The organism is Empedobacter stercoris, assembly GCF_025244765.1.
GTDB lineage: Bacteria > Bacteroidota > Bacteroidia > Flavobacteriales > Weeksellaceae > Empedobacter > Empedobacter stercoris.
The window spans coordinates 1667058-1687149 of sequence record NZ_CP104209.1; the positions used below are offsets into that span (position 1 = coordinate 1667058).

Annotated in this window: 21 protein-coding genes; 9 read left to right on the plus strand and 12 right to left on the minus strand. The window is 31.8% G+C overall.

The features are described 5' to 3' along the window. Positions 1-20: 20 nt before the first annotated feature. A complete protein-coding gene (locus NZD85_RS07885; RefSeq protein ID WP_260541273.1) occupies positions 21-536 on the minus strand; it encodes a TlpA family protein disulfide reductase in 516 nt (171 codons plus the stop codon). 112 nt (positions 537-648) lie between these two features. Between NZD85_RS07885 and pth the strand changes: the two genes are divergently transcribed. From pth to NZD85_RS07900, 3 genes are read left to right on the plus strand one after another with little or no spacing between them, the layout of a single operon-like run. Further along, positions 649-1215, plus strand: coding sequence for an aminoacyl-tRNA hydrolase (pth, locus tag NZD85_RS07890; RefSeq protein WP_260541276.1), 567 nt, complete (start codon positions 649-651; stop codon positions 1213-1215). After that, positions 1205-1618 (plus strand): rhodanese-like domain-containing protein, encoded by a 414-nt coding sequence (locus NZD85_RS07895; RefSeq protein WP_260541277.1) that lies wholly within the window; start codon positions 1205-1207, stop codon positions 1616-1618. The genes pth and NZD85_RS07895 overlap by 11 nt, the downstream gene beginning before the upstream one ends. Further along, a complete protein-coding gene (locus tag NZD85_RS07900; RefSeq protein WP_260541278.1) occupies positions 1618-1863 on the plus strand; it encodes a DUF3820 family protein in 246 nt (81 codons plus the stop codon). Before NZD85_RS07895 ends, NZD85_RS07900 begins: the two co-directional genes overlap by 1 nt. Here the strand turns inward: NZD85_RS07900 and NZD85_RS07905 are convergent. The 5 genes from NZD85_RS07905 to NZD85_RS07925 all read right to left on the minus strand — a co-directional run bounded on the left by NZD85_RS07905 (position 1836) and on the right by NZD85_RS07925 (position 4998). Next, on the minus strand, positions 1836-2285 hold the full coding sequence (locus NZD85_RS07905; protein ID WP_260541280.1) for a GNAT family N-acetyltransferase: 450 nt from the start codon (positions 2283-2285) through the stop codon (positions 1836-1838). The genes NZD85_RS07900 and NZD85_RS07905 overlap by 28 nt on opposite strands. Positions 2286-2473: 188 nt before the next feature. Beyond that, positions 2474-3040 carry a nicotinate (nicotinamide) nucleotide adenylyltransferase gene (nadD, locus tag NZD85_RS07910; RefSeq protein ID WP_171622552.1) on the minus strand — a complete coding sequence of 189 codons (567 nt, stop codon included), beginning with the start codon at positions 3038-3040 and terminating at the stop codon, positions 2474-2476. Between the two features lie 76 nt (positions 3041-3116). Beyond that, complete coding sequence (locus NZD85_RS07915) at positions 3117-3701, minus strand: Maf family nucleotide pyrophosphatase (protein ID WP_260541285.1); 585 nt, start codon at positions 3699-3701, stop codon at positions 3117-3119. 11 nt (positions 3702-3712) lie between these two features. Next, positions 3713-4237, minus strand: coding sequence for a KdsC family phosphatase (locus tag NZD85_RS07920; protein WP_171622554.1), 525 nt, complete (start codon positions 4235-4237; stop codon positions 3713-3715). Continuing rightward, the gene (locus tag NZD85_RS07925; protein WP_260541288.1) at positions 4234-4998 is read right to left on the minus strand and encodes a Rossmann-like and DUF2520 domain-containing protein; all 765 of its coding nucleotides are present in this window, start codon (positions 4996-4998) and stop codon (positions 4234-4236) included. Before NZD85_RS07925 ends, NZD85_RS07920 begins: the two co-directional genes overlap by 4 nt. 285 nt (positions 4999-5283) lie before the next feature. Between NZD85_RS07925 and NZD85_RS07930 the strand changes: the two genes are divergently transcribed. Continuing rightward, positions 5284-7683, plus strand: coding sequence for a TonB-dependent receptor (locus NZD85_RS07930; RefSeq protein ID WP_260541289.1), 2400 nt, complete (start codon positions 5284-5286; stop codon positions 7681-7683). A gap of 94 nt (positions 7684-7777) precedes the next feature. Here the strand turns inward: NZD85_RS07930 and NZD85_RS07935 are convergent, their stop codons facing one another. The 4 genes from NZD85_RS07935 to NZD85_RS07950 form a co-directional block, all read right to left on the minus strand. Further along, a complete protein-coding gene (locus NZD85_RS07935; RefSeq protein ID WP_396127095.1) occupies positions 7778-8947 on the minus strand; it encodes a dicarboxylate/amino acid:cation symporter in 1170 nt (389 codons plus the stop codon). 112 nt (positions 8948-9059) lie between these two features. Next, positions 9060-10901: a LysM peptidoglycan-binding domain-containing protein gene (locus NZD85_RS07940; protein ID WP_260541291.1), complete on the minus strand. Its 1842-nt coding sequence runs from the start codon at positions 10899-10901 to the stop codon at positions 9060-9062. 41 nt (positions 10902-10942) lie between these two features. Then, on the minus strand, positions 10943-12541 hold the full coding sequence (bshC, locus tag NZD85_RS07945; RefSeq protein ID WP_260541292.1) for a bacillithiol biosynthesis cysteine-adding enzyme BshC: 1599 nt from the start codon (positions 12539-12541) through the stop codon (positions 10943-10945). Further along, a complete protein-coding gene (locus NZD85_RS07950) occupies positions 12542-13438 on the minus strand; it encodes a glycerophosphodiester phosphodiesterase family protein (RefSeq protein ID WP_188319561.1) in 897 nt (298 codons plus the stop codon). Between the two features lie 89 nt (positions 13439-13527). Here NZD85_RS07950 and NZD85_RS07955 point away from each other — a divergent pair, with 89 nt between their 5' ends. The 3 genes from NZD85_RS07955 to NZD85_RS07965 all read left to right on the plus strand — a co-directional run bounded on the left by NZD85_RS07955 (position 13528) and on the right by NZD85_RS07965 (position 16726). Next, entirely contained in the window at positions 13528-13959 is a 432-nt protein-coding gene (locus NZD85_RS07955) for a hypothetical protein (RefSeq protein ID WP_260541294.1), read from the plus strand. A 122-nt stretch (positions 13960-14081) separates the two neighbouring features. Next, the gene (locus NZD85_RS07960; protein ID WP_225541754.1) at positions 14082-15056 is read left to right on the plus strand and encodes a hypothetical protein; all 975 of its coding nucleotides are present in this window, start codon (positions 14082-14084) and stop codon (positions 15054-15056) included. A gap of 131 nt (positions 15057-15187) precedes the next feature. After that, on the plus strand, positions 15188-16726 hold the full coding sequence (locus NZD85_RS07965) for an IS1182 family transposase (RefSeq protein WP_260541296.1): 1539 nt from the start codon (positions 15188-15190) through the stop codon (positions 16724-16726). Between the two features lie 101 nt (positions 16727-16827). Here the strand turns inward: NZD85_RS07965 and NZD85_RS07970 are convergent, their stop codons facing one another. Both NZD85_RS07970 and NZD85_RS07975 read right to left on the minus strand, forming a co-directional pair. Continuing rightward, positions 16828-17922 carry a mannose-1-phosphate guanylyltransferase gene (locus tag NZD85_RS07970; RefSeq protein WP_260541298.1) on the minus strand — a complete coding sequence of 365 codons (1095 nt, stop codon included), beginning with the start codon at positions 17920-17922 and terminating at the stop codon, positions 16828-16830. After that, positions 17915-18520 carry a transcription elongation protein SprT gene (locus tag NZD85_RS07975; protein ID WP_260541300.1) on the minus strand — a complete coding sequence of 202 codons (606 nt, stop codon included), beginning with the start codon at positions 18518-18520 and terminating at the stop codon, positions 17915-17917. Before NZD85_RS07975 ends, NZD85_RS07970 begins: the two co-directional genes overlap by 8 nt. Positions 18521-18573: 53 nt before the next feature. Between NZD85_RS07975 and NZD85_RS07980 the strand changes: the two genes are divergently transcribed. Together NZD85_RS07980 and NZD85_RS07985 are read left to right on the plus strand one after the other, a co-directional pair. Further along, entirely contained in the window at positions 18574-19320 is a 747-nt protein-coding gene (locus NZD85_RS07980; protein ID WP_225541752.1) for an MlaE family ABC transporter permease, read from the plus strand. Continuing rightward, positions 19320-20087, plus strand: a complete 768-nt coding sequence (locus NZD85_RS07985; protein ID WP_260541302.1) for an ABC transporter ATP-binding protein — start codon at positions 19320-19322, stop codon at positions 20085-20087. Before NZD85_RS07980 ends, NZD85_RS07985 begins: the two co-directional genes overlap by 1 nt. Positions 20088-20092: the final 5 nt, after the last annotated feature.

The following is a 20092-nucleotide window of genomic DNA, read 5'->3' on the forward strand; positions in this document are numbered from 1 at the left end:
TTAGGTTGGTAAACTATAAACTATTTATTTCGTAAACGATCAATTGTTTCCTGAACTTTTGGGTCATCAGCTTTTACACTGTAGTAATTTGCTATTTTTCCATTTTGATCAAGAACCAAATATCTCGGTATCCAATTTAAATCAATCCCTGTGCCAAAATTACCCTTCCAATTGTTTCCTAAGTAAAAGTGTTGACCCTCAATTTGATATTTTTCAATTCCATTTTTCCAAGCATCTTCAGACTTATCCATTGAGAGATAAACAAATGTTACATCAGGATTTTTTTCGTGTAATTTTTTCAACGAGGACATATTTTTGATACAATCTCCACACCAAGTTGCCCATAAATCTATCAAAACAATTTTACCTTTATTGTTCGAAACAATTTTTTCGATGGTTACTGAATTTCCTTCCAAATCAACTACGCTATCTTGTAAAGCTGCTGCAGGAAATTCAGTTTTCATTAGTGTTGGAATTTTCTGAGAAAAGGCATTCATCCCAACAAATAATATTAAAACGCTAATTATTTTTTTCATGATAATTTTTTATCGATTTCATGTCTTTTCAAAACCTATATCAATTTAGTAGATTTTAAAGCGAAGTTAAATATTTATTCCGAATGATTGTAAAAAGATGTAATTTTGTTGCATGCAAAAATATCTGATTATTGGGCTAGGAAATATTGGAGCTCAATACGAAAATACGCGTCATAATATTGGTTTCAAGGTGGTTGAAGAAGTTGCTAAAAAAACTGGAGCAAAATTTTCTCCTTCTAATTTTGGCGATGTAGCACAATTTAAATATAAAGCGAGACCTGTGACGTTATTAAAACCAAATACTTATATGAATTTGAGTGGGGATGCAGTTCGTTTTTGGATGAAAAAAGAAAATATATCGTTAGAAAATATATTTGTCATCACCGATGATTTGAATTTACCATTTGGAACAATTCGTATGCGTGGAAAAGGAAGCGACGGTGGGCACAATGGTTTAAAAGATATACAGAACAAAGTTGGTGGTCAAAATTATGCGAGATTACGCTTTGGTGTAGGAAACGAATTTTCGGAAGGCAGACAAGTTGATTATGTTTTAGGAGAATGGTCAGCAGAAGAAAACGAAAAAATAAATGAACGATTAAATTTTGCTGCAGATGCTGTTTTATCGTTTATTTTTCAAGGATTAAGTAACACAATGAATCAATATAATGGTAAATAAAATTTTAGGAATCGCAATGATTACAGGAACTCTACTTTTAGGGTCTTGTGCAAATAGTTCAACTATAACTCATGAAAAACAAGCTAAAATAGAAGAAATAACTTCTACATTGGACAATGCTTCGGAGGTTATTTTGAAGAACAAAAAGAATGTTTTGTTAGACGTTCGTACACCAGAAGAGTTTGCTGAAGGTCATGTTCCTGGTGCAATTAACATCGATGTAAAAAATCCTAATTTCGAAGAAGAAATTCAAAAATTAGATCCAAAGAAAAATTATTACATCTATTGTAAATCTGGCGTTCGTGCAAAATTAGCAACAGAAAAAATGCAAGAAAAAGGGTTCAGTAATGCAAACAATTTCAAGGATGGAATGTCAACTTACAAAGGAACTGTAGCAAAATAATGGAAGGATTTCGTCCCGAAATATTAAAAGAAATTGTCACAACTAAAATGCCTTTCGGTAAATACGAAGGGCGTATGTTGTGCGATTTACCTGTATCTTATCTTGAATGGTTTGTAGGAAAAGGTGGATTTCCGAAAGGAAAATTAGGCGTTTTATTATCGACTGTTTACGAAATAAAATTAAACGGATTAGAAGACATTATCTACGAATTGAAACGTCAATTTGGTTCAACTTCCCATTCATAAAAATTCGCATCATCGCGCAGTATAAATCCAGCACTTGGATACAACGAATTACCAATCTCATTTGTAACACTGGTTTCTAACAACATCGCACAAGCATCAGTTTTTCTGCATAATTTTTTTGCTTGATCAATCAATTCTCTTGAAAAACCTTGACCTCTAAATTCAGGCGAAACAAATAAATCATTCAACATCCAAAAACGTTTCATTCGAGTAGATGAAAATAAAGGATACAATTGTACAAAGCCAACTGCATTCTCTTTTTCGTCAAAAGCCAAATAAATCACCGATTCGTTATTGGCAATTCTCTCTAACAAAAATTCTTTTGCACCTTCAACATCACTTTCTTTATCATAAAATTGGCGATAGGCATCAAATAATGGTGCTAATGTTTGTAAATCATTTATTGTAGCTTGTTTTGTCATGCAATATTTTTTATAAAAATCGTGATTTCATATGAATTTTCACTAAGTAATATTAAGTTTATGTTTTAGATGAGAAGCAGAAATCAATTCAGCTTGACAAAGTTTATGAATCATTCTAAACTTGTTTCAGAATCACATAAAGTTTAAAATTATCACATCTCCAAATTAACTAATTTGCTCATTAAAAACTATCCATACAAATTACTTCCATCCAAATATTCCCAAACTTTATTAGGTAACATTGGTTTGATATTTTTTTCATCTTTGATTGCATTTCGTATAAATGTAGACGAAATTTCCATCAAAGGTGCTTCGACCATTTCTACATTGTCAAAATTTTCTTCTTGGGAATAACCAGGACGCGGATAAACATAAAATTGGTAATCGCGCATTAAAATCTCAGCATTTTTCCATTTCGAAATTCCATCCAAATTATCAGAACCCATAATTAATGCAAATTCGTGTTCAGGGAATTTTTCTTTCAGATGAATTAACGTATCAATCGTATAAGATGGTTTTGGTAACGTAAATTCAATATTGGATGCACGTAGATTAGGATAATCTTTAATCGCTAATTCAACCATTTCTAATCGGTCGTATTCATTTGCCAACGAACTTTTTTTCTTTAACGGATTTTGAGGCGAAACCACAAACCAAACCTGATCCAAATCGGTGAATTGTTGAAAATGATTGGCAATAATTAAATGTCCGACATGAATAGGATTGAATGATCCAAAATATAAACCGACCTTCATAAAATTGATTTTTTAGAAAAACAAAAATACGATAATTGTAGAATAAAAAAATCCAGCCGAAGCTGGATGATATGATTTAGAATTTCATTAACTCTTTATATAGCTTGTGCGTTGGCAATCCCATTACATTAAAATAACTACCATTCATATTATCAACTCCAATGTAGCCAATCCATTCTTGCACACCGTATGCACCGGCTTTATCGAAAGGTTTGTAATTGTCGATATAAAAATAAATTTCTTCATCTGTTAAATCTGCAAAAGTAACTTGGGTTTCGTCAGAAAACGTGACTTCTTTTTTTATAGAGCGAATGGTAACCGATGTGTAAACAGAATGTGTTTTTCCGCTTAATTTTTTAATCATCTCGTAAGCTTCTTCTCTATTCGAAGCTTTTTCTAACGATTCATCATCTACCCAAACCGTTGTATCCGATGTAATAATTAAATCATTTGGTTGAATTGCTGTATAAGCTTTTGCTTTTTTTGCAGAAAGATAATCGGTGATTTGAGCTTTCTTCAATTCGTTGCGATCAAAAGTTTCGTCAATATCCAATGAAATTGTTGAAAACTGTAATCCTAATCCTGCTAAAAGTTCTTTTCTTCTTGGCGATTGTGATGCCAGAATGATAGTGGCATCTTTAAATTTTTCGGTTAATAACATTCTAAATACCTTTATACCGAAGCAATTTCTTCAGCATTATACCATTTATTTTGAACTTTTAAGATTTGTTCCAATAAATCGCGAACACAACCTTTTCCACCGTTTTCAGGTGAAATATATTCAGATGCTTTACGTACATCCATACATGCATCGTTTGGACAACAAGCCAATCCTACCAAATTCATTACAGCTAAATCAGGGTAATCATCGCCCATATAAGCAATTTCATCAGGGTCTAATCCGTAAGAAAAAAGTAAATCTTCGAAAGCATCTACTTTATCACGTTTATTCACGTAAATATCTGTTAAGCCTAAATATTTTAAACGATTAACTACAGCTTCATCTCTTCCTCCTGTAATTACTGCAATACGAATTCCTTGTTTAATAGCCAATTGCATGGCATAACCATCTCGTGTATTCATTGTTCTCACCATTTCGCCAGTTGGTAATAAAATTAAATTACCGTCTGTCAAAACTCCATCTACATCTAAAATAACCGTTTTGATGTTATTTAGTTTCTCTTTATAACTTATCATTTTTCGTAAACTCGTTTAATTGAATCTGTCATTATTTGGTAAATCTGTAATAATCTCGAATCGTCTTGAAGGGCTTCTAAATGACGATCAATAATCACTTGATCTCCGCGTTTTGCTGGTCCAGTTTGAGCATCTTTCGGATTCATTTCAATTACTTTGTTGGCAGTCTCTTGAATTAGCGGCAACAAAACATCGAACGGCACATTATTCTGTTCGCATATATTTCCAGCGATATAATATAAATGATTGACAAAATTATTTGCCCAAACACCTGTCATATGCACTTGCATTCTGCTCGCAAAATTTAATTCATGAACTTCATTGGAAATACGATTTCCTAAATCATTTAATGTTTTTAAATCTTCAGGATTTTCGGCTTCGATAAAAAATGGAATATTATCATAACGCATCGTTCTTTCTTTCGAGAAAGTTTGCAACGGATAAAAAACTCCTTTACGATAATCTCCTTTCAACACAGACATTGGCGACGAACCTGATGTATGCACGACTAATACATCATCGTATGGGATATAATGCGAAAATTCTTCGATACCAGAATCCGCACTTGCGATAATGTAAACATCTGCTTTTTCAATTTCAGATATTTTATCAGTGTACGAAATTCTATTTGCTTCGCCTATTTCTCTGGCATGCTCTAATGTTCTATTGAATATTTGTCGAACATTGCAAGTGTTTTCGATTAATGCACGAGTTAAATGAAATGCAACATTACCTGCGCCTAATATGACAATTGAACTCAATGTTTTAGCAATTTTTGAATTAATATTAATTGAATGATAAAAGTAAGTTTTTCAGTTGAGGAAATAAAATTTTAAAAAAAATTATAATTGTTGTAACAATTTTTTAATTCTTGCGTCTTATTAGGAAAATGTTATCGTTCAATGTGTTTACGTATTTATCGCTCACGTTATAATTATTTTCCATTTTCTGTAACAGAATAAATTTAAAAACGTCTAATTAGGTAAAAGTTCGGATCATTATAACTTTGTATTATGTAAAACATAGTACTATGCAAAATATCAACTATGAAATTAAATAAAATTACTTTAGCTATTCTTTTCTCCGTTTGTTCTATTTACGGATTTGCGCAGGAGTATCATCCTGTGAAGGGAAAGATTGAAAATGCAAAAAATGAAGCTGTAGCTATGGCTGCAATTCAGATTTTTAAAGCTGATTCAAAAGAATTATTTGATGAAGTTTATGCTAATGAAGATGGAACATTTGAAATTCCAGATTTAGAAGACGGAAATTATCGTTTGGTAATTACAGAATTTGGCTACCAACAATCTGTGACAACAGCAGAAGTAAAAGGAGGTGAATTAAATTTAGGAAATATTGTTTTACAAGCTTCATCTACTGAGACAGTAGAATTAAAAGGTGCTTTTGTACGTGCAGAAGTTTCGCAATATCGCAACGAAATTGACAAACGTGTTGTAGAAGTAGGAAATGATTTAGTGTCTGCTGGAGCGAACGCAGCTGCTGTTCTTAATAACATTCCGTCTGTTAATGTGGATCAACAAACAGGTGAGTTATCTCTAAGAGGAAACGAAAATGTAAAAATTTATATCGACGGTAAACCTTCTTCTTTATCAGCTTCGGAAGTATTAAAACAAATTCCTTCTAATCAAATAAAAAGTGTAGAAATTATAACCAATCCTTCTGCAAAATATGAAGCAGACGGGAAATCTGGAATCATTAATATTGTCATGATAAAAGGTCAGAAAAAAGGATATAATGTTACGTTAAATACAGGTTATGAACAAGGTAAAAAAAGTCGTTTCAATAATTCATTAACTGCAAATGTAAATATAGGTTCATTTAACTTTTTTGGAAATTATAGCTACAACAAACGTCCAAACGAATTTCATGGATACTTAGATAATTATGATTCTAAACGTTGGCAAGCGATTGATATTTTGAATAAAGATGAAAGTCAAGCAGCTAAATTCGGATTTGACTGGTTTATTGATGATAAAACAGCTTTAACAGTTTATACCAATCAATGGTTTGGAGAAGGACATGGTGAAATTGGTTCGGACATTATAAAAACAGATGTCAATACTCTTCACCCAAATAATTCTAATTTTGATGGAGATTGGAAAAGTCAAGACTATAGTTTAAACTTTAAACGTGATTTCGATAAAAAAGACCACAACATTGTTTTAGATGCATTTTTCTCTCAAGCGACAAATACGGATTGGCGAAATATGCACAATACTTATCCTGAAACAGAAAATTATTACGAAGATCGTGATTCTAAAACGGATAATGTTCGTGTAAATTTAGATTATACAAATCAAATAAAAGATGGCGGAAAAATAGAAGCAGGATTGCAATTTCGTCGCGAAAAAAATAACAATACGTTGCTAACTGATAGACGAATTGATATCGAAAACACCTTAATTGACCCTAGTACAGATTTTGATTTCACGAGAGATTTCCTTTCTGCATATGTAAATTATGGTCAAAAATTCGGGAAATTTGGTATGCAATTAGGATTACGAGCAGAACAATATAAAGACAAAGGAAATTATTTTTACAATCAAGAAACGAAGAATATTGATAAAGATAAATTAGATTTCTTTCCATCTGCATTCTTAACATACGATGTATCAGAAAAAGGACAAGTTTCGTTGAATTATAGCCGTCGAATAGATCGTCCAGGAATCAGACAATTATCTCCAGTAGCAGAATGGTCAACTCCATTAATGTCAAGCATTGGAAATCCAGAATTAAAACCTGAATACACAGATAATTTTGAAGTTGGATATTTACAACGAATTGGTAAAAATTCTATTTCGGCTAATGTATTTTACAGACATGTACAAGATAATATTTTCCGTAGTGTATTGGTTGATGATACAAATTCAGAAAAATTCATCCAATTATATGAAAACTACGATAAAGTAAATGCATATGGTTTCGAATTAGCGTTTAATCTTGTTCCAACAAAATGGTGGTCATCAAATATTAGTGGAGATTTTACACACAATACAATGGTTGTTGCCAGAATGGATGAATTTAAAAATCCATACACAGCAGAAATAGACGCTAATCGTTTGACAGCTCGTATGAACAACACATTCAAAGTAACGAAATCAATTAGTTTACAACATTTCTTTATGTACTCAGGTAAATACCGTTTTGTACAAGGAGAAATGCAAGATATGTGGCGTATGGATTTAGGTGCACGTTACACATTTATGGGTGGTAAAGCTGCTTTAAGTGCTCGTGTAAGTGATATTTTCAGAACATTTTACGGACGTTTAGAAATGTACGATCCTGCAAGAGGTTACGGCAATTTCCGTTGGGAAGCTCAAACATTAAATATTGGTTTTACGTATAATTTCGGTGGAAAAGTGCGTTCTCGTGCAGAAGCTCAGAGAAATAAAACAGAAAATCAAGGTGGTGGAGTAGGGTTCTAATCAACAAGTACATTCCTCATTTATATATTTTTATAACTAAAAAAGCGTTCTAAATTAATTTTAGAACGCTTCTTTTATATCATTAATAGTTTATTTATTGAACTTCTTTCTTAAATAACTTATTTAAGGTTACGGCAATTGCACCGTCTCCCGTTACATTACCTGCAGTACCAAAGCTGTCCATTGCAATATAAAGTGCAATCATTAATGCTTGATTTTCTGCATCAAATCCTAACATCGAAGCGATAATTCCTATTGCTGCCATAATTGCTCCACCAGGTACTCCAGGCGCTGCGACCATTGCGACACCAAGCATCATCATAAATCCAAAAAATTGAATAAAATCGATTTCCATTCCTTGAATTAGCATTAATGCTAAACAACAACAAACGATTTTTAACATCGAACCAGATAAATGAATCGTTGCGCACAAAGGCACTGCAAAATTTGCAATTTCTTCTCGAACTCCAATTTTCTTTACTTGCGCAATTGTAACCGGAATTGTTGCAGCAGATGATTGCGTTCCTAAGGCTGTAAAATATGCCGGCATCATCAATTTTAACATCGTCAATGGATTTTTCTTTGCAATTGATCCAGCAATAATAAATTGAACAAGTAACAACAAAATATGTAGAACGAAGATGACGCCAATTATTTTTAAAAATACATTCATAATCGTAAATACTTGTCCAGAATAAGACATATTCAAGAAAATTCCGAAAATGAAAATTGGTAAAAGTGGAATAATTAAGTTTTTAATTAAATAGGTTATAATCGTTTCAAAATCATCTGCAAAATTTCCAAAAGTAGAATTTTTTAATCTTGATAATCCAATTCCGAAAAGGAATGAAAAGATTAAGGCTGGCATTACACCAAATAAAGGAGGAAATTCGATTGAAAAATAAGGTGCAAATTCTTTCGCTTTTTCTGCTAAATTTATTTGTCCTGTTTGATTTTCTAATAGAGTAGGAAATACAGACATGCTTACAGAATAACCTAATAGTCCTGATAATATAGAGGAACCATAAGCGATCAATACTGTCGTAAACAATAATTTTCCAGCAGTTTGTCCCAGTCTCCCAATTGATGGAACAATTAATCCGACAATAATTAACGGTATTAAAAAGTTGAGTAATTCGCTAAAAAAGTCATTAAAAGTCATAAATATACGACCAATAGCTTCTGGTATAATTCCGCCAAGTGCAATTCCAAGCACAATGGCAAGGATCACTTTTACGAGTAAATTGTCTTTAAGTTTGTGCATATCCAAATTTAGAAAAAATACTTTCATTCTGAAGATTTTAATTCTAATTCATAAAAAAGAAAAAGCGATACTATGATTTAGTATCGCTTTTAGGTATAATTTTTAGAAGTATTTATTTTTTTGGTAAACGTACTATACGACTCGCATCGTTTGTAAATGCTTTACTTCCACTTGCTTTTTTGTAAGCAAATTTAGAAGCCACACGTGTATATTCTGTTGTAATATTATTCGTAACATCTCCTTTATTGTTCATTCTATCTACAATATCATATGTTACATCGTATCCAATTTGCTCGTAACGTGTAGGGAATTCGCAATAAACATCTTTAAAATCTTTCAAAACACTTTGTACTTCTGTATCTCTTGTATTGATTAAGCGTGCGGTACTAAAGACAAACCCAAATTCGCGGAAAGCATCAATATTTTTCGCATTTTCTGGATTATACACATCATAAACCGAAACAGCTTTTATTCCGTAAGCTTTGATGTTGTCTTTGTGAAATGTTTTTAATTTTTCTAAATATTGCTTTCCTAATGCATCATCATCTCCAACTAAAACCGTAATAATTGGTGTATAATAATCTTCACCATTTACTTTATCGTGCGGTTGTACAATTTTAGAAGCACTATCTACGATAACCACATTAGCTTTCAATTGTTTTTCTAATTGTTTCTTTGTGTAATTTGCTAATTCTTGATCATCACGATTTGTCAATAAATAAACTTGTTCTCCAGCAAAATTTTTCCCAATTTCATCGATGATTTGATCCGCGATAACTTCATCTTTTGGATTAGAAATCAATAAATCATTAAAAGAATTCAATGAATCATCATTCGCATAAGGCGAAATCACAGCAATTCCAGAATTACTAAAAAAGTTTGCGACTTCGGTTACATCAGAAGTATTTAAGGGACCAATAACTGCATCTGTTTTACTGAAATCGGTTGTCGATAGGATATCTTGTAGATTTCCGTCTTTTGTATCGACGACTTTTACATTGACATTTTTACCTTTTTTTGCTAAACGTGTTAAGGCTAATTTAGTTCCGGTAAAAAATTGCATCGCTTGCGAGTTTTTCAATTGTGGATTATTAGCTACATCAAAAGGCAACAAGATGGCAACATTAATTTCGTTGTCATTTGCACGTTTCAATTTCCCTGCAGTTCCATATTTGATGATTTTTGCATTTTTTTGCAATGGAATTTTAAGAGTCATTCCAGCTTTTAACCCATTAATTAATTCAGGATTTAAACGCAATAACTCATCTAAATTCGTATTGTATCTCTCTAATATTCCGTAAGCAGAATCACCGTTCTGAACAACATAATTGATCGAGTTTTCTTCAATAGTAACTGACCCCGATTTTTTAGGGATAGAAATGACCATGCCTTCTTTTACTCCAGTTTGTAATGCTGGATTTTCAGCATAAAAATCGTCAACACTTACATTATATTGTTTGGCTAATGTATATAACGTTTCCCCTTTTTTGATCAAGTGAGTTCCTTTCGGTACAGAAAAAACTTTGTTCGTTACCACTTTCGGAAGTTTAATCACATCTCCAATTTCTAAACCTCTTTCTTTGATTTGAGGATTTAAAGAATACAATGTTTCTTCCGAAATAGAATATTTTTTAGTCAAGTTGTAAACGGTTTCTTTCGGCTCTATCGTAATGTATTGATAATTATCGTCAGAAGTAGTTACATGTTGAGTAGGATTATTGGTTTCTGTTGGTTGGTTTGTTGCAGTCCCTTTGGTTGGAATTACAATCAAATCACCTGGATGAATCCCATTTTTTTCAATTTTAGGGTTGGCTTTATACAATTCTTCTTGCGAAACACCATATTGTTTCGAAATTCCGTAAACGGTTTCTTTGGCTTGAACTGTATGCGTTTTTTGTTGAGCATAAAGTGCTGATGCACCAACAAATAACAATAAAGCTAATATTTTTTTCATTTAGATGAATTTTCGTTTCAAATATACAAATTATGTTTTGGTTAGCGTTCTTCGTTTAATGTATTTATAATAAACTCAAACTCGAAAGGCTGAAGACTATCTTCAATAAAATCAATGAAATACTTGATGTTAACATAGTCAAAATCAGCAAAATTTTTCACTCGTTCTTGCAAACCATTTTGTTGAGAAAGATCATTTAATAATTGTTCTATTCTTTTCAATAAATCTTCGTTCTTTTTAACTTCTGCATGTACCAAACGTTTTTTTATTTTCTCAAAACCTTTCAATTGTTTTGTGCGCTGCGCTTGTATCATATCTGAAAAAGAAGACTCGGTTAACGAACTCAACTGTTCTAAACGCTCAAAAATATTTTTTAATTCCTCTTCCAATTCAGGAAGTTTAGGTGCTATTTCTGATGAATTAATCGCTTGTTTTTTCGCAATAGCTAAACTGTTTGAAAATAAATCTTCGTTCGATAGATTTAATTTTTGTTGCTTTTCATACTGCTTTTCAGTTCTAATTAATAATGAATTTCTCAACACCAAAAGAGGAAAATCAACTTCAAATTCGTTAAACATTTCCTTTAATTGCAACCAATAAGCCATTTCACCACCTCCACCAATATACGCAACATTCGGTAAAATTGTTTCTTGGTACAATGGTCTCAAAATCACATTTGGGCTAAATTTTTCTGGATTTTGATGTAAATCGCTAATCATTTCTTCTTTTGAAAATTTGATTGAAGTATTATTGACAAAATACGTTCCATTTTGTTCAACAATTCTTTCGCGAGAGTTATTTTGATTAATATAAAATAAATTTATTTCGCGTGGATTTACTTGAATCGAATAACCTAATTGTTCTAATTTTTCATTCTGAGGAATTACTTTTTTAAAGGATGTAGATTGAATTAACTCTTGCTCAAAAGAAGGAATCATTATTTTTTTCAATTCTTTGTCATCACCGTCAATCATCAACAATCCAAGATCTTTGAATAATAAATGAACTAATTTTCGAGTTGCTTCGGTTAAATTATCATTTGACAAATAAGATGCTTCAATCAAATTGTGTAAATCTGTTTTCTTTTTCCCATTTGGCAAAAGTTTCAAAAAAGAGTTGAAAACTTCTTGTAAACCTTCTGTTGATAATCGACCAACGGGACCTCCAAAATCTTTTTCCCAATGAATAATTCGATCACCATATTTGAAATGATTGATTTCTTCGAAGTCGTGATCTTCAGTGGCCATCCAAAACATGGGAACAAAATTGACTTCTTTTTGTTCTGCATTTAATTCTTCACACGCTTTAATGACTTGTAATATTTTATAAAAAAAGAAAATCGGCCCTGTGAACAAATTTAATTGATGACCAGTTGTAATGGTTACCGTATTTTTTTTAGCTAATTTTTTGAGATTTTTTTGTTGTTTTTCCGAAAGCTCTAAATGATTTAATTGCTTCGAGATTTGTTCAACAAGAATTGCTCTGTTTTTATAATTTTCAAGTTTATTCTTAGCTTGTTTACTATAATTTTCTTTGGTTGGAAATAGGTTGTAGAAGTCGTTCAAACTTTCATCTTGATTGATGTAATTGAGCATCAATTTTGAAAAATAATTTGAATCTTTAAGTGATATTGTTTCCATTTAATTTTTATTAATCGTTTGATGAACATCTATTGCTCTATCTGTTGCAAAAATATCGACACCATCTTTTTCTAAATCGCGATAAAGTTGACCATTTCTTGCAGCAGAACTTTTGTCTAAGTTACCTAACGTACCAAAAATGACGACTATATCTTTGTCATGAATTTTATCTAAAAATGATTGATCATTGCGACGGGTTCCAGTAAATGCAACCATTTTATCAGTTGGAATTCCGCTATTTAGCATTTCATTCAATTCTCTTTCGTTTCGCATCGAAACAGACAATAACATTTCTGGTGCAAGTTGATGTAACTTTTTGGCTTGTCCGATTGTATAAGTTACCAAAACCACTTGTTTTTGTAGGTTCGCTTGTTTTATTGTCGAAACTATAGCCCGATAATCAACACCTTTTTTGATGTCTACCATAAAATAAATTGGTTTATTTTTTCCCCAATTTAATGCTTCTGCAAAAGTTGGAATTTTATAAGACGTTTGTTGCCCGAAATCATCTACCAAAAAGTATTCCTTTATCGTTTTTAGATCAACTTGATTGACATCTTGTCGCCCTGTACTTGTCCGTTGTAGAGAATTATCGTGCATTAAAATAAGTTGTTCATCTTTTGTTTCAGCCACGTCTATCTCAAAAATTTGAATACCGTTTTGATAAAGATGCTCTAAGGTCTCAATACAATTCTCTGGAAAACCATGAATTCCACTACCACCACGATGAGCACTTACATAATTTTTATTTTTGGTCGAATATTTGAAGGATATAACTTCGGATGATGTAGTATGATTCGATTCGGGCTGTTTTTTTTCTGGATTACAACTAAAAATAGTTAGTAAACTCAGTACGAAAACTCCAAGATAGAATCGTTTAAAATAGTTAAAAATCATATTTTTAATAAAAATTAATTTGAATTCATTCAAAGTTATTGAATGAAGCTGTAAATTTAAAGTGAAAATAATCAAGAAAATAAATTATTATGGGACTTAGAAATTTTTTGAAAAGAATTTTAGGAAAAACTGAAACTGCAATAGATGTAGCGGGCGATAAATTTGACGATGTTTCGACAACGGTAAAAAAAACAGGAACATTGATTGCGGATGATGCATCAGATTTTGCACGTAAAACAATTCATAATTTGAAAGATGCTTCAGGTGATTTGAAAGAGCAATCGAAAGAAGCGGCGAAAGATTTCAAAGAAAGATCAAAACAAGATTACGAAGAAGTGAAAGATATTGCCGAAAAGCAAATGAAGCAAACAAGTGATTTTGTGAAAGAAAAAGTTTCGGATTTGAAAAGCACTTTTAAAGAAGAAAAAACAGAATTAGAAGAAAAAGCAGAAGAATTGAAAACGGAAGCTGAAAATAAATTGGATCAAATTTCAAGTGATATAAAAAAAGAATCTAACTAATTGCATCAAGTATTTTTGGTGTATAATTTTAGTGATTAAATGTTAAATTTTCGACCATTCTCTAAAATAAATGAAAATGGTTTAGTTTTTGTATTCATAATTTCCCTCTGAATTTAATAAAAATGACTGAATATAAAGATCTCGAACCTTCTACTAATACTAAGCATAAGAAAGAATTCATTAAAAATATAATTATAGCAGCTTTACTTGTCGCCTTGTTGTTAGCAATTGGATATATTGTATATTCCAAAGAAGCTAATGCAAAGTCTTCTATAGAGATGCAAACAGACATCAATGATTTAGAACGTTCAAGAGAAATTTTAAAACAAGAATTACGTATTGTTAGAGCAGATTTTGACGAAGCAAAAACTCGCGTTGTCAAAAAAGATTCATCATTAAACTATCAGGATCGATTGATCTTAGAAAAGCAAAAAGAAATTCAAGCAATTCTTAATAAAGAAGAAATTACAAATAATGAATTATCTCGAGCGAAACGTCTAATTTTATCTTTGCAAACTGATATCAAAGTTTATAAAGAAGAGATCGCCCGATTGAAAGATGAAAATAAAGTCTTAACAAATAAAAATACAGAATTAGCTTCTGAGAATTCGAACTTAAACGAACAGAAAAAAGTAGTTGAGTCGAACTTGGATGAAGAGAAAGAAAATCACCAAAACTTAATCAAAGAAACAAATTCAACCTTATCGGTTTCTAATTATACTATCAAAGGTGTGCGCGTAAAATCGAGTGGAAAAGAAGTTGAAACAACAAGAGCAAGTAGAATTGATAAAGTAAGAGTTTCTTTTGATTTGGACAAAAACTTGAACGCAACATCGGAAACGAAAGAGCTTTTTGTTACCATCTATAAACCAAATGGTGAAGTTGGAAAATTTAAAGGAGCTGATTCTGGTGAAACGACTTTACGTTCTGGTGCATCTATTGATTACTCTGATCGTGTAAAAGTAAATTACAACAATATGTCAGGTTCTAGAGTAACGTTTGATTGGGTTGATTACGATTTCCCGAAAGGAGAATATAAAATAGACATTTACCAAAATGGATATAAAGTTGGTCAAAATGTGATTACGTTAAAATAAAAGAATAAAAGAAGCTGTCTCAAAACTAGACAGCTTCTTTTTTTTGCTTTTTAGAATATATATGTTCTTTTATAGTTGGATTTTTACTGTATTTTTTGTAAATTTAATGTAAGAATTCCATCTATTTCTCTATGAATTTCAAGCATTACAATCAGCGTCAAACCGCACTTTTTCCTTATTCGTTTGACGACTTAATTTCAGAAAAACATCCTGTTCGGGTAGTTGATCAAGTTGTAGAGTCCATTAATATCCAACCACTATTAAAAGCCTACAGTAAAGAAGGTAATCCGGGTTATCATCCAAAAATGTTATTAAAGGTGATGATTTATGCTTATATGAGTAATGTTTATTCTTCACGAAAAATAGAGTTGGCTATCAGAGAAAACATCAACTTTATGTGGCTTACGGGAATGAGCACTGTGGATCACAATACCATTAACCGATTTAGAAGTGATAAATTAAAAGATAGTTTTAAAGAAATCTTTAAACAAGTGGTCATGATGCTGGCAGAGGAAGGATTGATTTCAATGAAACAAATTTATACCGATGGCACAAAAATAGAAGCTCAGGCAGGCAGATACACTTTTATTTGGGGTAAAAGCATTAAAACCAACAAAGCTAAAATGCTTACTCAGTTAGAAGAATTGTGGAATTATGCTCAAAGTATATCTAATGATGACGATCCTGATACCGAGCCACCTCAGTTCAAGGAAATCAGTCAGGAAGTTATCCAAAAAACCGTTGAACAGATAGATACCAAATTATCGGGTAATGAAAAAGCTTCCAAGAAATCTAAAGCAAAATTGCGTTACATCAAACAGAACTTTGAAAAAAATCTTCGGAAATATGAAGAACAGGAAGCTATTTTAGGCGGAAGAAACTCATACAGTAAAACCGATCCTGATGCAACTTTTATGCGTATGAAAGAAGACCATATGCAAAACGGACAGTTAAAACCCGGTTACAACGCCCAAATATCAACAGAAAACCAAATCATTATTAATTACACTTTACATCAAAACCCTACAGATACCAAAACTTTAAAGCCACACTTAGAAAATCTTAAAGAAACTTATGGGGCAGAAATCTTTAAAAAAATAGAAAACATTACAGCCGATGCAGGCTATGGTAGCGAAGAGAACTACGATTACCTTGAAAAAGAAGAGCTGACCGCTTATGTGAAGTACAATACTTTTGAAAAAGAACAAGATAAAAATTACCAAAAAAAGCACAAAACCTTTAGGAAAGAAAACCTTTATTACAACCAAGAAGAAGATTATTATGTGTGTCCGATTGGTCAGAAAATGCACAAAACCCATGAAAGCACAAAAACAACCCAAGCCGGATATATACAGCAATTATCGCATTATCAGGCTCAAAATTGCGAAGGATGTCCGCTGCGGGGAGTCTGCTTTAAAGCCAAGGGAAACCGAAGTATAGAACGCAATCATAACCTTGAAAGACATAAAGAAAAAATCAGGGAATTACTCACAAGTCAAACGGGAATACAAAAAAGGAAACAACGCTCTGCCGATGTAGAGCCTGTATTTGCCCAAATGAAACACAACAACAATTTTAGAAGATTTTCGTTAAAAGGAATCCAAAAAACCGAGTTAGAATTCGGATTAATGGCTTTAGCACACAACTTAAGAAAGAAAATTGCTGCATAAGGGCAATTTTACCCTTTTCTAAAATGATGAAATTTTATTGGAAATTAATTCAAATAAAAAAAACCGCCTCAAATTTTAATATTGAGACGGCTTCTTTTTATTTAACAATATTTTTCGCCATTTTTTTGAAGTTTCAAATCACTAACATAGGATTTGATATTTTGCACATTACTGCGTGGACAAATTAATAAACCTTTATCCGAATTAATCACGACATAGCTATCTAATCCGTCGACAATAATCGCCTTGTCTTCTGTTGAATAAATAAAATTATTCTTGGCATCATATCCAGAAAAGTGTTTGCACAATAATGTATTTTGATTATCGTCTTGATCTTCTCCTGTGTATTTATATTTTTCATTAATTGCAGACCAAGTCCCAATATCACTCCAACCAAATGTAGTAGGAATAACATAAACATTATCTGCTTGCTCTAAAATACCTTTGTTGATTGATGTGACATCCAATGTTGTGTAAATAGGTTTTAGCGTTTCTGTATTTTGTAACGATTGATCAAGTTCAAAATACTTGTTCAATGTTTCGTACATAGAAGGTAAATGTTGTTGAAAAGCATACACAATACTTTCTACTGACCAAATAAGAATACCTGTGTTCCAAATAAATTCGCCACTTGTAATAAATGATTCAGCAAATTCTAAATCAGGTTTATCAATATAAGATTTCACTTTTTTTATAGGCGTGAGATTTTCTATAAATTGAATATAACTATAATTAACATCTGGTCTTGTAGGTGCTACCCCTAAAGTGATTAATCGATTATTATCAGCATCCTCGAAAGCAATTTTCACTTTTTTAGAAAATTCTTCTTCATTAAATATAAAATGATCCGAAGGGGAAATAATCAATTTACCATTGGGATTAATTTGTTGAATCGTCATTGCTGCTAATAAATTACACGCAGCAGTATTCATTACTCTTGGTTCAATAATAAAGTTAGCTTCATTAAATTCAGGTAATTGTTCTTCTACAATTTCTTTGTAATCTTGAATGGTAACAATGAAAATATTTTCTTGAGGAACAACTTTTTTCAAACGATCATAGGTGAGTTGAATAAATGTTTTTCCAATTCCTAATAAATCATGAAATTGTTTTGGTTTTTTTATTGTGCTCAACGGCCATAATCTAACTCCTGTACCACTGGCAAGGATAACAGCATAATTATCTTTGTTATTCATGATTGTTTTTAAATTTGTTTACGGTAGCAGTTGCATTAATCAAATACCTTCTATTGGTTTTCAGCTCTAAACAAAGATACCTTAATTTTCTTTTGGATTCTTTTTTAAAGATCCTTTTTCCTATTGAAAAAATTGTGCCATCCTCTAAATCTTCTAAATAGACTTGAGTAGGATTTTTATCATCTATAATATATTTTGATACATTAATATCTGCACCTAAACTTGCTTTTGGATGCTTCGCATGATGTATAATGTAAGGTCGCAATTCTTCGGGATAAACATGAAGTGATTCTAATAATAAATGTCCAAAAATGGTTTTCCATTCTTTTCCATGCGGATTTATTTTTCGAGAATCAAACTGAACAAATGTTTTGAAATGTGCGACTTCATGTGTAAACACAAAAAAGAAAGCATAAGGATTGAGATCACCATTTACCGTAATTTGATGACGGTTATTTTCGAGCAATCTGCGATAATCTCCCAACTTTGTTTCTCTTCGTCTTGTAATTTTAAGTGTGATGAAGTGATTTTCTAACCATTTTTTCACGTACAAGTCTGCATTATGAGGGAGATAAGAAGTTAAATGTTCTAAATTCACATTGTGCAAGATAAATAAAATGCCTTTCCAATAAAAATATTAATTTTGTCGTAATGAAACTAATCGAAAATTTAGGGTCATACTTTATGCTTATGGGTAAAGTATTTAGCAAACCTCAAAAATTGAGTGTTTTCTGGAAATTGACCGTTAGAGAAATATATGATTTAGGTGTAAATTCTGTCGGAATTGTAACCTTCATCTCTACATTTATGGGAGCTGTTGTAGCAATACAAATGGCTCAAAACTTTCAAGGAGCTGCTATTCCTGTTCCAGACGCTTACATTGGTTATGCAACCAAAGTAGTGTTGGTCTTAGAATTTGCTCCAACAATTATGTCGTTGATTTTAGTTGGTAAAGTTGGTTCGTATATCGCTTCGAGTATTGGAACAATGCGTGTTACCGAACAAATTGATGCATTAGATGTAATGGGAATCAATTCGGCAAACTTCTTGATTCTACCTAAAATTATTGCTTGTGTATTTTTTAATCCTTTATTGGTCATGATTTCAATTGGATTCGGGTTATTAGGAGGTTATTACATTGGTGTTTTTACTAAACTATGGTCTGCAGCCGACTTTATCACTGGTTTACAAATGAATATGGCAACAAAATTGTTTGTATATACATTTGTCAAAACGATGGTATTCGCGTTTGTTATCGCAACAATTCCTGCATATTATGGGTATAATGTAAAAGGAGGATCTTTAGAAGTTGGACGTTCTGCAACAACAGCAGTTGTTTGGACATCTATCACAATTATTGTGATCAACTTAGTATTAACACAAACAATTTTGAGCTAATGATTGAGATAAAAGAAATCAGAAAATCTTTTGATGCGATCGAAGTTTTAAAAGGTTTTTCGGTTACATTCGAAAAAGGAAAAGTAAGTTTAATCATTGGTCAAAGTGGTTCTGGAAAGACCGTTTTTCTTAAAAATTTAATTGGTTTATTTTCACCAACTTCTGGTCAAATTTTGTATGAAGGCGAAAATATGATCGAGTTCGATTACAAAGAAAAACAACGTTTACGCTCAGAAATTGGTGTCGTTTTCCAAGGTTCAGCTTTATATGACACGATGAATATCGTCGAAAATGTAAAGTTTCCTTTACAGATGTTTTCGGATATGTCGAATGCAGATGCAGAAAAACGTGCAAGAGAAGTATTAGATCGTGTTGAGATAGCACGAACAGCATTGAAAAAGTATCCTTCAGAAATTTCTGGAGGTATGCAAAAACGCGTTGCTATTGCACGCGCTATTGTAAATAATCCAAAGTATTTATTTGCCGATGAACCTAATTCGGGTTTAGATCCCAAAACAGCTTTGGTTATCGATCAATTAATTTATGATATTACGAAGGAATACAACACAACAACAGTTGTCAATACACATGATATGAACTCGGTAATGGAAATCGGCGATCATATTGTTTTCTTAAAAAATGGTTTCTTAGAATGGGAAGGAACAAAAGACGAAATTTTAGTCGCAGATAATCCAAATGTGATTGATTTTGTATATTCGTCAAATCTCTTTAAGAAACTGAGAGAAGCTCTATTAAAAGAACAATAAAATCA

Coding starts and splice junctions, on each gene's coding strand:
- NZD85_RS07885 (WP_260541273.1), bottom strand. CDS start 536: ATGAAAAAAATAATTAGCGTTTTAATATTATTTGTTGGGATGAATGCC.
- pth (WP_260541276.1), top strand. CDS start 649: ATGCAAAAATATCTGATTATTGGGCTAGGAAATATTGGAGCTCAATAC.
- NZD85_RS07895 (WP_260541277.1), top strand. CDS start 1,205: ATGGTAAATAAAATTTTAGGAATCGCAATGATTACAGGAACTCTACTT.
- NZD85_RS07900 (WP_260541278.1), top strand. CDS start 1,618: ATGGAAGGATTTCGTCCCGAAATATTAAAAGAAATTGTCACAACTAAA.
- NZD85_RS07905 (WP_260541280.1), bottom strand. CDS start 2,285: ATGACAAAACAAGCTACAATAAATGATTTACAAACATTAGCACCATTA.
- nadD (WP_171622552.1), bottom strand. CDS start 3,040: ATGAAGGTCGGTTTATATTTTGGATCATTCAATCCTATTCATGTCGGA.
- NZD85_RS07915 (WP_260541285.1), bottom strand. CDS start 3,701: ATGTTATTAACCGAAAAATTTAAAGATGCCACTATCATTCTGGCATCA.
- NZD85_RS07920 (WP_171622554.1), bottom strand. CDS start 4,237: ATGATAAGTTATAAAGAGAAACTAAATAACATCAAAACGGTTATTTTA.
- NZD85_RS07930 (WP_260541289.1), top strand. CDS start 5,284: ATGAAATTAAATAAAATTACTTTAGCTATTCTTTTCTCCGTTTGTTCT.
- NZD85_RS07935 (WP_396127095.1), bottom strand. CDS start 8,947: ATGCACAAACTTAAAGACAATTTACTCGTAAAAGTGATCCTTGCCATT.
- NZD85_RS07940 (WP_260541291.1), bottom strand. CDS start 10,901: ATGAAAAAAATATTAGCTTTATTGTTATTTGTTGGTGCATCAGCACTT.
- bshC (WP_260541292.1), bottom strand. CDS start 12,541: ATGGAAACAATATCACTTAAAGATTCAAATTATTTTTCAAAATTGATG.
- NZD85_RS07950 (WP_188319561.1), bottom strand. CDS start 13,438: ATGATTTTTAACTATTTTAAACGATTCTATCTTGGAGTTTTCGTACTG.
- NZD85_RS07955 (WP_260541294.1), top strand. CDS start 13,528: ATGGGACTTAGAAATTTTTTGAAAAGAATTTTAGGAAAAACTGAAACT.
- NZD85_RS07960 (WP_225541754.1), top strand. CDS start 14,082: ATGACTGAATATAAAGATCTCGAACCTTCTACTAATACTAAGCATAAG.
- NZD85_RS07965 (WP_260541296.1), top strand. CDS start 15,188: ATGAATTTCAAGCATTACAATCAGCGTCAAACCGCACTTTTTCCTTAT.
- NZD85_RS07970 (WP_260541298.1), bottom strand. CDS start 17,922: ATGAATAACAAAGATAATTATGCTGTTATCCTTGCCAGTGGTACAGGA.
- NZD85_RS07980 (WP_225541752.1), top strand. CDS start 18,574: ATGAAACTAATCGAAAATTTAGGGTCATACTTTATGCTTATGGGTAAA.
- NZD85_RS07985 (WP_260541302.1), top strand. CDS start 19,320: ATGATTGAGATAAAAGAAATCAGAAAATCTTTTGATGCGATCGAAGTT.